This is a genomic window from Thermopirellula anaerolimosa (genome assembly GCF_054657335.1).
Genome location: NZ_BAAHYX010000004.1, coordinates 539,405 through 552,410 on the forward strand (window position 1 = coordinate 539,405; position 13,006 = coordinate 552,410).

A 13,006-nucleotide genomic window follows, 5' to 3' on the forward strand; every position below is an offset into this window, starting at 1 on the left:
TCCGGTGCGATGCCCGCTAGGCCGCACGTTGTTGCGGGTTCGGCGGCTTCTTTCCTTTGAGCTGATACACGTAAGCCAGCACCTCAGCCACGGCGGCATATAGCTCTTGCGGAATGGGCTGATTGACCTCCACGTCTCGGAAAAGCGCTTGGGCCAAGGGCTTTTTTTCGATGATCGGGATGCCGTGTTGCAGCGCCAAACGCCGGATATTCGCCGCCACCAAACCGGCCCCCTTCGCCACGACGATCGGAGCGGCCATTTTTTCCGGGTCATACTGGAGAGCGACGGCCAACTCCGTCGGGTTGGTCACGACGACATCCGCCTTGGGTACCGCTTGATTGACGCGATTCAGGACCAATTGCCTTTGAACCATGCGGCGGCGAGCGGCGATCTGCGGATCGCCCTCCAGGTTCCGCAACTCTTCCCGCACCTCTTGCGGCGTCATCTTCAGATCTTGTTCGTGCTTCCAAAACTGAAAGCCGAAATCCAGTAGGGCCAACACCAGTAAGGCCAATCCCAAACGCAGCGTGATGCCCAAGAGCAAGTCGCCCAAATACCAGGCCAAAGGCAGCATCTCCAGGTCAGCCAAACCCAAGATCTCGTCGCGCCGAGAATTGAGGTAGAGGAAAGCCACTGCCGCGACCGCGGAGAGTTTGACAAGCCCCAATCCCAGCCGGAAAGCATTGCTGAGAGAGAATATCCGGCCGAACCCTTTGATCGGATCGAGCCGAGAAATATCGGGCATCAATTTTTGCGGCAGGAAGAGAAATCCGGTCTGGAGAAAGTTGGCCGCCGTCGCTACGACCAGGATCGCAATCAACATAGGTCCCAAGACGAGCGTTAGTTCCCACAAGATTTGGCGGAATAGTGCAACGGTGTCGGCAACGTCCATCCGCAACCACGCCTCGGCCCCCAAATGATAGCGAGACAGACGGATTAAGGATTCCAGCGCTGCGCGACCGGTCATCATCAGCGCCGCCGTGCCCCCTAGTAAGACCAGGGCCGACACCAAGTCTTGACTGCGCGCGACCTGGCCCTCCTCGCGGGCCTTTTGGCGGCGATGCGGCGTAGGGTCTTGGGATTTTTCGCCGTTTTGCTCAGGCATAGGCGGCGATTCGCCTTGGTCATTGCGCGGTTAGGACGGCGATCCGGTCCCATCCGCTGCACGCTCGTTATCCGCCGGCGGCGCCCGTCGAAAGGAGCACGCCGAACATATCGGCCGCGGCCGAATCCAAATGCTGTTCAAAGACTTGGGCGATCAGGCCCACCGTCAGCAGCAAGGCCCCGATGGCCACCACCGCATTGATGCCGAATCCCAACATCAACAGATTCAACTGCGGCAACGTGCGACTAATCAGGCCCAAAACCAGCGTCGCCGTCAACAGTGCCGTCGCCGCCGGAGCGCCCACCCGAATCCCCAGCACGAAGCTTTGCGAGACCAGATCGACCAGCAGGGCCGGGTATTGCTCCGCGTTCAAAACGCGTCCCGGCGGCAGGACGCGAAAACTCTCGATCAAGCCTTCCAACAAGAGGCGATGTCCGCCCACGGCGAGGTAAACCGCCAGGGCAAGGAGGAAGAGGAGACGGGAAAAGACCGGCACCTCCGATTCCGCCGAGGGATCGTACACGTCGGACATCATCACGCCGCCCATGCGGGCGATCAACTCTCCGCCCAACTCGATCCCCAGCAGGATGACCGCGACGCCGAAACCCAGCATGAATCCCAGGGCCAACTCTCCCGCCGTCAACAATCCGTAGCCTAAGATCCCTTGCGTTTGCGGCAAGCTCCACTGGTTTTGCAAGGGCGTAAGAACCAGCGCCAACGAAAAGGCAAACAGTGCCCGGATTTGCAGCGGTATCTCCGACGAACCGTAGCCCGGCGCAGCGATCACCAATCCGCTGGTGCGAAAGAACACCAGCGTGAACAGAAAGAATTGCTGCAAAGCCCAATCTACAAGCCAACCCATGCACGCCCTATTCTTTGGACCACGCGCGACCTTCGCCCGCTTCGCCTCGATTTCCTCGCGATTCACAAATTGGACGGTATCTGCCCGATCAATTGCTGCGCGTACTCGATCATGTGGGTCAAGGTCCACGGCAAGGTCAACAGGAAGATCAACATCATGACCGCAAGCTTGGGTATGAACGCCAAGCTCTGTTCTTGAATCTGCGTCACGGCCTGGAGCAAGCCGATCAGTAGCCCCACCAACATTCCGGTTACCAGTACCGGCGTGCCGATCAGGATTCCGATCCACAACGCCTCGCGGGTCAATTCCACGGCGCCCTGTACGTCCATCGAAGCATCCTTTGGATTACTCGGCGCGCCGATCTGCGTCTCGGCGTGTCGCCTTGTTGCGATACGAATCGGGTCGCGTCAGGCAAAGGGAGCGAAACTCTCCATCAGCATGCCGACCACCAGGTGCCACCCGTCCAAGAGCACGAATAGCAGAAGCTTGAAAGGCAGCGATACCAGCACCGGAGGCATCATCAACATGCCCATCGAGACCATTACGGAGGAAACCACCATGTCGATGATCAGAAAGGGAAGGTAAATCTGGAAACCGATGAGGAAGGCCGTCTTCAGTTCGCTGAGCATGAAGGCGGGAATCAAGGCTTGGATGGGCACGTCCGCGTAGGTTTGCGGCTCTTGCTCCAATTGCATGTGCCGCAGAAAGAGCCACACGTCTTCGCTGTTGCCGCAGCGTTCGATTTGCAAACCCATGAATTGCCGAATGGGCCGCTTTCCGTTTTCCCAGGCTTCCTCCAAGGAGATTTGCCTGTTTTGATAAGGCACGATCGCATCGTCGTAGACTTGTTTCCACACGGGGGTCATCACGAACAACGTAATGAAGAGGGCCAATCCGGTGATGACTTGGCTGGGCGGCAGATTCTGCGTGCCCAGGGCCTGACGCAATAGCCCCAAGACCACTACGACGCGGATGAAGGAGGTGGTCATGAGGATGACGGCGGGAGCCAGGCTCAGCACCGTCAGCAGAAGCATCACTTGGAGCGTGGAGGACAGCCCTTCCGGACTGGTCCAGCGTTCCGGTCCCGCCGCCACGGTTTCCGGAATGGAGATCGCCAGCGGCCGATTCGACCCGGTAGCACTGCCGGCGGACTGGGCCGCGACGGGGACGCCGGGCAACAACAAGGCCAACACGCAACCCCAGATCGGAAAGTGATGCCGCACGAAAGAGCGAACCGCGACCGACCGACCGCGGCGTGGTTCACGACGCGACCCGATGATCTCGCAGTTCGGCTTCCCTGCCATAATGCGACCCGTTTTGAGGGAACCGGTATGACGGTTCTCGATCCCGGCGGACCAATCCAAACGACCGCCGCGTTTCCCCGGTGCTTTGCTCGTTCAACCCACTTGTTTCCGCATGGTCTCATCGGCGGCGTATTGGGCGAAGACCTTGCGAAAGGCGTGGGTAGCGCTGGCGGGCGAACTGCGGCGCCAAATCGCCAACAGTTCCTCCACCTCCTCCGGGTCCGTCAATTCCGCCAATGTTTCGGCCCCGTCCACGCTGACGCACGCCAAAACCAGCTTTCTACCAAAGCGAAGCACGCACAGCCTTTGCCGACCGTTCAACGGAATCTGGCCGAGGATTTCCACCAATTCATTCGGAAGGCCCGAAGCGCCTTTTCCCGATGCTCGCCGCATCGCCCAGGCGAAGATCAAAAAGATTCCCAAGACGACGGCCAGCGCGCTCAAGGTCGTGGCAATCGGACCCCATGCCGACGGATTCAGCTTTCCGCCCTGTCCTTTCTCGGAATCGGAACGCGGCAGTCGCAACAGGCTCTCCTGCGAACCGGCGGCATCCTTATCCGCGGCCAATCTCGCGTCGGCCGAGGCATTGCCGGAAAGCGTGACCGCCTCTTTTTCGGTATTCCGTTCCGGTACGGGGATTTGCGCACTAACAAGCGCCGCGGTTGTCTCCGGTCGCTCGGGCACCGGACTCCCGTTGGCATAGGCGGAAGAAGGCCCGTCGACCCACGAGGCGTTTCCCAACGCCCGACCGCTATTCCCGACGGCGGTATTTCCCGAGGAAAAACGAGGGTCCCAGGAATTTCCGCCACCGTTTGCGTAACTCGACGGTCCGGCAGATTGGGACGGCGCGACCGGATTGGGCGGCCACGTTGGGACCTGTCCCCAAACCGGTTGGATGATGACGATCGCCGCAATCCATGCGACAATTCCCGGGCAGAGATTCCCGGCGGTTTGCGCGAGGGAGAAACGGCCTCGCGTACTTCTCGCCCGCCGCGGCAGTGTCGTGATCCGGCGACCTTTGGGAAACCGCATCCGTGCCATCCTAATATTGGAAGTCGTACCTTCCGCCCTCATTCCACCGCAGCTCAATCGCGGACATCCTGCCTGCTTGCTCGGGGCGAGTTGTTTACGCTCACACCTCGGCGACGGGTTCCTGTCCCGCCACCAATTCCGCAACACGGACACAGAAGCTGTCGTTCAATACCAGCACTTCGCCCCGGGCGACCAATCGTCCATTGATATAAATGTCCACCGGATCGCCGGCCAACTTATCCAAGGGGACGACGGCACCTCGCCGCAACCTCAAAACGTCCTCGAGATACATCCTCGTCCGCCCAAGCTCGATTTTGACATCCAACTCGACCTCTTTGATCAGGTCGAGGGTGGCGGTCTCGGTCGAGGGCGGCGCCCCTGCGAACTCCGGCAACTGGAACGCGATCACTCCCGGCGGCAAGGTCGGGTCCGGCGTGTTCAAAGAGGCAATCGCCTGCTCCGCCTGGCGTAGAAGATACTCGAGATCCTCCCGCGGAATCTCCGACTCGGAGGCCGTTGGTGCAGGCTCCGCCACTGGGGGTTTCCCGGCCTTGGTCGGCGGTACCGCGCGCCCGGTCTTTTGAAGAAGCCTCTCGATTTCGCTCTGATCGAGTATCTTGTCGGCGTCCTGATCCTGAGAACCCGCTCCCGGGGCCGCAGGCTGCGCTGCCGCGGAGCCTTTTGCGGAATTCAGCAGCGATTCGATCTCACTTTGATCGAGGGGACGATCATCGCCCGCCTGCGGAGGACCGCCGCTGCTTTCGGGCGGAGACTGCTGCTTGTTCTGGGCCAGCAGCTTTTCAATTTCCGCCTGATTCAGTAAGTCGTCGCCTGACATGAGAATCCGTTCCCACTTGAAGGCCGGCCTATGCGCACCGAAACCTCACGCCCGTCGAGATCCCCTCGACGCCCTGCTCCGGACATAGCCGGGACCGCAATCACCGTTAACGGGAGGCGATCCCGCAAACCATCGCGACTACTGCTCGATAAACGAGAACTCGCTAAACACCACGGTCCGAAGGTAGGGCTTTCCTAGAGCATGGTTAGTTTTCTCCAAAATCTTCCTTTTGATCAACCCCAAACCGGCGTCCGTCAGGTCTGTCAACTCTGCGCTGCGAACAATCACCAGAATCTGATCGCGGAGGCGATTCATGTTCTTGTTCCACTGATCCATGAACTCTTCCGACTGTTTCCCGCCGACGGTCCCCCAAAGGTGGAAGTCGATGCGGAGCGTGGTCTGAGTGGCGGGCTGGAAGGCCGTGACGCTGAAATTCCCCAAATCCACCTCCACCTCATCGCCCGTTCCGGGAACCCCCAAATTGGCGGTAGGGTCCATTTTCGTTTCCGGGACGTCCACGCCCTTGCTTTGGGCCGTCGCTTGAGGTTCCGCCGGATTCGCCAGCTTTTCAGGATCCATCGTCCCCGCCGAACTCGATCCGGGCAGCAGGAAATACGCGGCAATGGCTTCCGCCGCCACCAACCCCATGACGAAGGCCGCTAATTTGAGCTTGCCCAGCATGTGCCCCTTCGATTGCGGTGCGGCAGCTTCCTTTTCTTGCGGGGCTTGCTTTTCGTCGGTGACTTGGTTGTTCTTCTTCGGAGCATCTTGTTTCGCCATAGCTCGCCCTTTGACAAGATGTATCGGAACCGCCTCCGCATACAGGGCGACGGTCCCAAAACAGGAAGAGTCTTTTTCCGCCTCTAAGAAGAGTATAGGTCACGTCTTGGCAATGCGAATGTCAGCAAAAGCCAAGAGCGTGGCCGATCGCAGAGGCCGAGCACGCGGGCAGCACCCCGCACAGGAGGGGATCGCATGACTGGGACTTGTCCCCGATGGGGACTAAGGCGTGACAGGCACCGAGAATCGCCGCAGTTTTTCTTCTCCGCTGCCGCGAAACTCGTCCGTCAGTTCGTTGAGCATGGAGATTTCGACCCGAGCGTTCATCTTCCGCTTCTCGGGAGCAGGGTCGATGGACAGGGGTTCATTCGGACCGACCACGGCTATCCGGATCCGGCGCGGGTCGATCCCGGCCTCGGTCAGCTTGTCCATGACCTTGAGGCACTCGGCGTAGGCTAGGTCCCAGTGGTTTTTGTAGGGAGAATCCGGGGGAAGCGGTCGCGAGGATGTGTGCCCCCGGATTTCGATTTTCTGCGGTTTCCCGGCCAAAACGCTCGCGATCTTCGCAATGGTCTCATCGAACGACGCAGTGGGTTGATCCGTCCCCTCCTCGAAAAAAATCACACCGCCGGTCGTGGCGTCGTCGCTGGGGCGGATCGCTCGGACGCGGCTTTCCCGACCCTCCGGACCCTTGACCTTGCTGGCGCCGTCCAGGGTCCGCGCCAACTTCTCCCTTCCTTGGCTGACCGATTTCAAAGGCGTGGCGGTCGTCGGCTTGTAATACATCGCGATTTCATCGAGTGACACATACTTGCCGAACCGCTTTCGCAGGGCGTCGGCCAGGGCCTCGAATTGATCCTCCTTTTTCACCTCGCTCATGGCGGCCAACATGATGAAGAAGGTCAAGAGCAGCGACATCATGTCGCCGTACGTCAAGACCCATTCCGGCGCTCCGCCGCCGCCCGACTCCTCTTGCGCCAGTTTCCCCATCGCGGAATTTTCCTCTCCCTTTGTCGCATTACGGCGGCGAGTCGTACGAGTCACCTCAAGGCGAGGGACCGTCGTCTCACGCCGCCTTGGCTCCGTCGGCCTGCTTTCGTTGCTTGGGCGGCACGAAGGTCCGTAGTTTCTGCTCGATCACCCGGGGATTCTCGCCCGCTTGAATAGCCATGATCCCTCGCACGGCGATTTCCATGCGAATCTGTTCTTGGCGCGAGAGAAAACCGAGTTTTTCGGCCATGGGAATGGCGACCAAGTTGGCCACGATCGCACCGTAAAGCGTCGTCAGCAGGGCCACCGCCATGCCGGGACCGATCGCATTGGGGTCGCTCATGTTGCCCAGCATGATAATCAGGCCCACCAGGGTGCCGATCATGCCGAAGGCGGGCGCGAACTTGCCGATCTGATCGAGAATCAGCTTCCCGCTTTGATGCCGCGCGGCGACGGCGTCCATTTCCGTGCGAAGAATGTCTTCCATCACCTCGGGGCGAGTCCCGTCCACCGCCATTTGCACGCCCAAAATGATGAAGGGGTCGGTTATCTCCTGCAAGCGGTTCTCCAACGCCAGCAGACCGTCCCGCCGTGCGGTCTCCGCCAGGGAAACGATCTGCTCGATCAACTTCGAGACGTCGTCCTGCTTGTTGAGGAAGACCTTCTTCGCGACGCCGAACAGCTTCAAGACGTCCTTGAGCGGCATGGCGATCAGCACCGCCGCAATCGCTCCCCCAATCACCATCACGACCGACGGATAGTCGATGAAGGCCTGGAACGATGCGCCGGGAGCGATGCCGATGGAGATGACAATCAGCAACACGCCGCCGATCAACCCGATTACGGAGGCGATATCCATATCTCACGCCTTTTCCTCAGCGTTATCGTCCTGGCGGAACGCGGTCCCGCGCGGCGGCGGCATCCAGTGTTTGGCGCGTTGATAGGTGACGGCCCGCCGCACCACTTCGCTCATCGATTCGCGTACCACCACACGCTCGCCCGTCGTCAACGTGATGTACGTGTCCGGCAGTTCCTCCACGTAGCAGATCAAGTCCGCATTCAGCACGAAGGGTTCGCCGCCCAACCGCGTCAACCGAATCATGGTTCATCCGCCGGATAAAACGCCAACCACGGACTTAGCGGATTGCGTAAGCAACCGGCCGGGCCGCAACGCTGCGGCCGGCCGGATCCCTCTCGGCAAAACATAGCTTACGCCGTGCGGGAATCAACGCCGCAACGACAACAATTCATCCAACATCTGTTGAGCGGTGGAGATCACCCGGGTATTCCCGCGATACATCGATGACGCCAGGATCAAGTCGATCAGACTGCCGCCGATGTCGGTATTCGACAACTCCACCGCGCCCGCAACCAAGGTGCCGATTCCCTGTTCTCCCGGGTTGCCGATCACCGGCAACCCCGAGTTGACGCCTTCCGCGAACAAGTTCTGCCCCCGCTGGACCAAACCGGTCGGATTGGCGAACCGCGCCAGCACGACCTGTCCCAAGTCGCGAGTCACGCCGTTGGAAAACACGCCGCGAATGAGGCCGTCTTCGCCGATGATGAAACTCGTCAAAACGCCGGGGGCGGAACCGTCCTGCCGCGACACCGTGAGCGTGCTGCGGTCCGCCGCCAGTCCCGAAATCTTGGAGAAATCCAGTTGGAATTCCAAAGGCGAACGCGCCGAGACGTGCCGTCTTTCGATGGAAATGCGATCGTTGGTGGCCGATATGAAATTTCCCTCACCGTCGAACGAGATCAGGCCCGTTCCCACCGAAATCTCGCTTCCGGACACCGGGTCGTTGTCGGGAGAATCGGCGAACCAGCGGTATACCGTGGAGGTGCTGTCGCGACTTTGCAACACCGCGGTCAACCGCACACGCAGGGGAATACCCAGGGAGTCGTACACCAAAAAGTCCGTGACCGCGCTTTCGCCCACGGCCTCTTGCAACGTGGTCCAGGGCATGTTGACAGTGCTGGTGGTTCCGTCGCTCTGGCGGAGCAGCATTCCGGAGAGCCCGATGTCGATGGCATTATCGATGCCGTTGTTGCCGGTCAATATAATCCTGCCGTCCGTGCTGACCAATCCGCCCGGACTGGTGGCCGGTTCGGCGGGCGGATCCGGCGGCGGCGACTTGGGAATCGGATTGGAGGGATCGTCCGTCGGGACTTGGATACCCATCGCATTGACCATGAAGTCGATCAAGTCTTGCACCGTGGAGGTCGACGTAATGACGAATTCTTTCTCCGTCAAAGCGCGACCGCCCTTGCGCCCGGTGAACTCGAGCACCCCTTCCTGAAACACCTGCTCGTAGCTCGACCCGTCCCGTCGCAAGACGTTGACCAGCAAGGTCGAGGGAATGATCTTGGGGCCGTCCATGTCCAGCGTGGGTTGAGTCGCCAAATCGGCGTCGGGCAGATTGTCCACGATGGTCACGCTCGCGTCCGTCACGCCGCTGATGGTGGTGACAAGATGGTATTGCGTGTCGAGAGGGTTGTAGCGATAGATGTAGCGGTTATCCCATTCCGCGGCGTCGCCCGTCGGTATGTTGGTCAAAACCACGCGACCGTTGATGACGTTGATGGGATCGCTGACGGGACTGGGGCGACTGATCCGCCCATCTTTCTCAAAGGCCACGTAGTACGAGTAATTGCCGCTGAGCAAGGTCGTGTTCAAAGCCGGCCCCAAACCCGCATCCGCCGTGCCGTCCGTATAGCTCGCGGTTCCCATCGCGACTTCGCTGACATACCGAAAATCGTCGCCGCTCCCCGCCACACGGCGGTAAAAGCGAATGTGCGAATAGGTCCCCGTTCCGTCACTGGGAAGATTATTCAGTACGATGGAATCCTCGCCCGCGCCGACGGTATACGTCCGCGTACTGGAATACACACCTTCACTGAAGGCCGGCGGATCGGACGGGGGTGGAGGCGAATAAGGCCCGGTGGCGTAAACCAAGCGGTATTCATAGGTCGTTCCCGGCACCAGACCTCCGCCGGTGGAATCGCCGCCCAGCGATATCCCTCCTACGGCAGGTTCGGAGGCGTATGCGACACTGACGTTGGTGGTGGGGCGACTGTACCGTCCGTCTCCCAGCACGCCCGTCTGGATCCGCGCCGCGGTCGTCGCCAGGTCGCCCGTGGGAGAAAGCGTGCCCTCCAAGTACACGTTCTCCGTCGCCTTGGCCACGGCCTCGGACCCCAGGGGAATGGTGATGGACGAAAGGTCCGTTCGCTGGACCTCGAAATTGTCGTCGATCCCGTACCCGAGAACACGGTTCCCGGTGATGGTCACCAGTTCGTTCGCCGAATTGAGCTTGAAAATCCCGTTGCGCGTATAAAGCCGCTCATTTTGCTGCCCTTCGACGATAAAGAAACCGTCGCCCTGAATCGCCATGTCCGTGGGATTGGAACTGACTTCGACGGTACCCTGATTGAAGTTGGGAGTGATGTCCGCCACCATCGTTCCCAATCCGATTTGTCTCGGATTGGTACCGCCCATATCATCCGTGGGCATAGCGCCCAAGGCCAGCGTTTGAAGAAACTGCGTGGCGAACGCGACGTTGGATGCCTTGAACCCCACCGTGTTCGAGTTCGCCAGATTATTGCCGACCACGTCGATCGTGGTTTCCGAAGCCGTCAAGCCGGTCAACGCCGTCGTCAAAGCTGATGCCAAACCCATATTCGTTCCTCCTCCTTAACCAAGGAATCGTTCCCCCCTGAACTCTTGTACGCACCTCACCGGCCGCCCCCTTTGGACCGTTCGTCGCTACTGTATTCCTCAAGCCCTTGTCGTCGAAAACGCCGTTACCTTGCGACCGCCATTGCTAAGCCTGTACCGCGGTGTCATCTGTTCGGGGACCGTCCTCGAATGGCCGCAAATTCAACGGTTCCCTGCCGACTTCACAGCCCAAACATCTCGGCAAGCGTCGCGTCGGCTTGCTGCGATAGAACCTCGCTGATGTTTTTCGAGGGGACCTTCTGATCTCCAACGTGCAAGTAGACCTCGTTCTTATCCATGCTGACACGCTCCACGCGCCCCTCCACGGCATCACCCGACTCCGTCAGACCGCGGATCGTCTTGTTGATGAGCCCTGCCGCAGCCGTGAGATTCTGCGATCGGCCCATATTCTCCAGGGTGGAGACCAATCGCAGGTTCGATTCGATCTCGCGAATCTGGCTGACCTGCTGCAATAGCTGGGCATTATCCATGGGGTTGAGCGGGTCTTGGTTTTGCAGTTCCGCGATCATCATCGACAGAAATGAGTTCAAGTCGAGATTTCGAAACGCATCGTTTCCATTGGGATTCTGTGCGCCGACTTGTCCCTTGATATTCACGGCGGACGTTTGCATTTTCGTACTCCCAGCCTTTTCTTGAGGCCGTTCTTTTCCTCGGTCTCCGTCGCTCAAATCATGACGTCGATTCCGCTCGCACTGCGCACTCCCACTGCGATCCCCTCCGGTCGCCCGGCGGACTCGATCGCCTGTGCCCGCCGCCGCGAGGGCGTCATTTCGTGGTGCCGCCTGCCCTGTCCGTCCGTAGGCGACTGGAAGGCCTGCTGCGAGGGGCCTTGCCCGTCGCGTCCCATCAAATCCAACTCGAATCGCTCCACGCGAATACCGTGATCCGCCAATCGTTGCCGCAAGACCGGAAGGTGCTCGGCCAGCAGATCGCGCGCGGCGGCAGATTCCGCCTCCATCCGCGCGGACATCACACCGTCGGTGATCTTCAGTTCCACCCGGAGCGACCCCAATTCGGGAGGATGGAGTCGCAACCGCACATGGCCGCCCCTTTCGTTCGCCGCGCGAAACGCTTGAGATACCCGCTGCACAAACCGCGCGCGATCCGCCGCATCGAGGTTCGGCTGAGATTGCTCGCCGGTTCGCCCCGGAGTTGCCGACGGAGTCCCTGAAGCGGTTCCCCCGGAATCCGTCCGCGTACTTGCCGCCCCCCCAACCACAGGGGGCGCATTCGCCGCGGCATTCGACTCCGATGCGGCGACGGCGGTACCGGTAGGGGTCGCCGCAACCGAAGGACCTGCGTTCTCGGCGGGCGCTGGGGCGAGGTTCTGCGCGGCGATCGGTCGATCGGGAATCCCACGCGGCGTTTCCTGCAAGCCTCCCGTCGGCTGAAACCGATTGATCTTCTCGTCCCCACCGACGTCGCCTTTTTGAAAGTGCCTTTTCCCCTTGGATCGGCCTCGCTCGATAACCGATGTGTCGTCCCCCTCCGTTCCCCGCGCGCTCGGCGCCGCCAAAGGATTCGCCCCGGCATCCGCGGCCGCTCGAATTGCCTCCTTGGCCTCCCCAATCTGCGTCACGGCGGCTTTGGCTTCTTCCTTCTCCCCTGCTTGCGTCTTCCGGTTCGTCGCAGTCTTATTGGCGTCCTCACCCTCGATCTTTTTCCCATCCGGCAAGTCGCCTGCGATTACCGGCACTTCGGAAGGCTCCGTCATCGCGATCTCGGTCGCCGGTTCGAGTTCAGAGGCCTTCTTACCGTCCGATTCTTTTTTCTCCGGTTTGTCGCCTACCGCAGGATCGATCTCCCCTTGGGCTGTTGATTGTTTTTCGGCGATTGCATTCTCGATCTCGGAACCAGGCCGCGCGCGGGCCTTGGCCGCATCGTCAACCTCGGGAAGCGACTCGCCGGACGAAGCGTCTCTTTCGCCGTCCGATCGTGCTCCGGTGCGATCCGCCGATGCCGTCTCAGATTGTGCCGACCCTGTTTTCGCGACCGTTACCCATTGCTTTTCATCCGTGGCGACGGGTGGAACATCTCCCGCAACCTCGCCCGCCGAAACCTGCCGCGACTCTTCCGCGCGAGCGTCGTCGTCCTTTTCTTCATCCCGTCCGGATTCCTCTTTCGTCTCGTCCGCTCCGGAAGAATCCTCCACAAAAGCGGAAGATGACGCAGCGCGATCCTCCGCCTTCACCGAGGTCGCCGTCCGCGTGGAATCCTCCACTCGCGTCTGCAACAGGTCCGCGAAGGCGGAGTCCAAGCCCGTGCCTTTTCCCGCTCGCTCCGCGAACGCAATCCGCAGGCGTTCCAGCCCGATTTCTCCACGTTCCACCGCGACTTCCGACATGCATTCGCTCTC

At 60.4% G+C, this 13,006-nt stretch carries 13 protein-coding genes; all 13 read right to left on the bottom strand.

Annotated features, from left to right (window positions below):
* Positions 1 to 16: 16 nt before the first annotated feature.
* The 13 genes from flhB to ACYQ6J_RS02750 all read right to left on the bottom strand — a co-directional run bounded on the left by flhB (position 17) and on the right by ACYQ6J_RS02750 (position 12,994).
* Positions 17 to 1,105, bottom strand: coding sequence for a flagellar biosynthesis protein FlhB (flhB, locus tag ACYQ6J_RS02690; protein ID WP_460182654.1), 1,089 nt, complete (start codon positions 1,103 to 1,105; stop codon positions 17 to 19).
* A 67-nt stretch (positions 1,106 to 1,172) separates the two neighbouring features.
* Positions 1,173 to 1,967 (bottom strand): flagellar biosynthetic protein FliR, encoded by a 795-nt coding sequence (locus tag ACYQ6J_RS02695; RefSeq protein WP_460182655.1) that lies wholly within the window; start codon positions 1,965 to 1,967, stop codon positions 1,173 to 1,175.
* A gap of 62 nt (positions 1,968 to 2,029) precedes the next feature.
* Positions 2,030 to 2,296: a flagellar biosynthesis protein FliQ gene (gene fliQ, locus ACYQ6J_RS02700; protein WP_460182656.1), complete on the bottom strand. Its 267-nt coding sequence runs from the start codon at positions 2,294 to 2,296 to the stop codon at positions 2,030 to 2,032.
* 78 nt (positions 2,297 to 2,374) lie between these two features.
* Positions 2,375 to 3,271, bottom strand: coding sequence for a flagellar type III secretion system pore protein FliP (fliP, locus tag ACYQ6J_RS02705; RefSeq protein ID WP_460182657.1), 897 nt, complete (start codon positions 3,269 to 3,271; stop codon positions 2,375 to 2,377).
* A 93-nt stretch (positions 3,272 to 3,364) separates the two neighbouring features.
* Complete coding sequence (locus ACYQ6J_RS02710) at positions 3,365 to 4,303, bottom strand: FliO/MopB family protein (RefSeq protein WP_460182658.1); 939 nt, start codon at positions 4,301 to 4,303, stop codon at positions 3,365 to 3,367.
* A gap of 100 nt (positions 4,304 to 4,403) precedes the next feature.
* A complete protein-coding gene (gene fliN / locus ACYQ6J_RS02715) occupies positions 4,404 to 5,141 on the bottom strand; it encodes a flagellar motor switch protein FliN (RefSeq protein ID WP_460182659.1) in 738 nt (245 codons plus the stop codon).
* Positions 5,142 to 5,279: 138 nt separating this feature from the next.
* Positions 5,280 to 5,921, bottom strand: a complete 642-nt coding sequence (locus ACYQ6J_RS02720; RefSeq protein WP_460182660.1) for a flagellar basal body-associated FliL family protein — start codon at positions 5,919 to 5,921, stop codon at positions 5,280 to 5,282.
* 222 nt (positions 5,922 to 6,143) lie between these two features.
* Positions 6,144 to 6,911, bottom strand: a complete 768-nt coding sequence (locus tag ACYQ6J_RS02725; protein WP_460182661.1) for an OmpA/MotB family protein — start codon at positions 6,909 to 6,911, stop codon at positions 6,144 to 6,146.
* A 76-nt stretch (positions 6,912 to 6,987) separates the two neighbouring features.
* Positions 6,988 to 7,770, bottom strand: coding sequence for a motility protein A (locus ACYQ6J_RS02730; protein ID WP_460182662.1), 783 nt, complete (start codon positions 7,768 to 7,770; stop codon positions 6,988 to 6,990).
* 3 nt (positions 7,771 to 7,773) lie between these two features.
* Positions 7,774 to 8,013: a flagellar FlbD family protein gene (locus ACYQ6J_RS02735; RefSeq protein WP_460182663.1), complete on the bottom strand. Its 240-nt coding sequence runs from the start codon at positions 8,011 to 8,013 to the stop codon at positions 7,774 to 7,776.
* Positions 8,014 to 8,136: 123 nt separating this feature from the next.
* Positions 8,137 to 10,590: a flagellar hook-basal body complex protein gene (locus tag ACYQ6J_RS02740; RefSeq protein WP_460182664.1), complete on the bottom strand. Its 2,454-nt coding sequence runs from the start codon at positions 10,588 to 10,590 to the stop codon at positions 8,137 to 8,139.
* Between the two features lie 221 nt (positions 10,591 to 10,811).
* Positions 10,812 to 11,261: a flagellar hook assembly protein FlgD gene (locus tag ACYQ6J_RS02745; RefSeq protein ID WP_460182665.1), complete on the bottom strand. Its 450-nt coding sequence runs from the start codon at positions 11,259 to 11,261 to the stop codon at positions 10,812 to 10,814.
* A 53-nt stretch (positions 11,262 to 11,314) separates the two neighbouring features.
* Positions 11,315 to 12,994, bottom strand: coding sequence for a flagellar hook-length control protein FliK (locus ACYQ6J_RS02750; protein WP_460182666.1), 1,680 nt, complete (start codon positions 12,992 to 12,994; stop codon positions 11,315 to 11,317).
* Positions 12,995 to 13,006 lie beyond the last annotated feature (12 nt).

Excerpts from the sequence above, each read along its gene's own strand:
- ACYQ6J_RS02720 (WP_460182660.1), bottom strand. The coding sequence starts at position 5,921 with ATGGCGAAACAAGATGCTCCGAAGAAGAACAACCAAGTCACCGACGAA.
- ACYQ6J_RS02745 (WP_460182665.1), bottom strand. The coding sequence starts at position 11,261 with ATGCAAACGTCCGCCGTGAATATCAAGGGACAAGTCGGCGCACAGAAT.
- ACYQ6J_RS02740 (WP_460182664.1), bottom strand. The coding sequence starts at position 10,590 with ATGGGTTTGGCATCAGCTTTGACGACGGCGTTGACCGGCTTGACGGCT.
- ACYQ6J_RS02725 (WP_460182661.1), bottom strand. The coding sequence starts at position 6,911 with ATGGGGAAACTGGCGCAAGAGGAGTCGGGCGGCGGCGGAGCGCCGGAA.
- flhB (WP_460182654.1), bottom strand. The coding sequence starts at position 1,105 with ATGCCTGAGCAAAACGGCGAAAAATCCCAAGACCCTACGCCGCATCGC.
- ACYQ6J_RS02735 (WP_460182663.1), bottom strand. The coding sequence starts at position 8,013 with ATGATTCGGTTGACGCGGTTGGGCGGCGAACCCTTCGTGCTGAATGCG.
- ACYQ6J_RS02750 (WP_460182666.1), bottom strand. The coding sequence starts at position 12,994 with ATGTCGGAAGTCGCGGTGGAACGTGGAGAAATCGGGCTGGAACGCCTG.
- fliQ (WP_460182656.1), bottom strand. The coding sequence starts at position 2,296 with ATGGACGTACAGGGCGCCGTGGAATTGACCCGCGAGGCGTTGTGGATC.
- fliP (WP_460182657.1), bottom strand. The coding sequence starts at position 3,271 with ATGGCAGGGAAGCCGAACTGCGAGATCATCGGGTCGCGTCGTGAACCA.
- ACYQ6J_RS02730 (WP_460182662.1), bottom strand. The coding sequence starts at position 7,770 with ATGGATATCGCCTCCGTAATCGGGTTGATCGGCGGCGTGTTGCTGATT.
- ACYQ6J_RS02710 (WP_460182658.1), bottom strand. The coding sequence starts at position 4,303 with ATGCGGTTTCCCAAAGGTCGCCGGATCACGACACTGCCGCGGCGGGCG.
- fliN (WP_460182659.1), bottom strand. The coding sequence starts at position 5,141 with ATGTCAGGCGACGACTTACTGAATCAGGCGGAAATTGAAAAGCTGCTG.
- ACYQ6J_RS02695 (WP_460182655.1), bottom strand. The coding sequence starts at position 1,967 with ATGGGTTGGCTTGTAGATTGGGCTTTGCAGCAATTCTTTCTGTTCACG.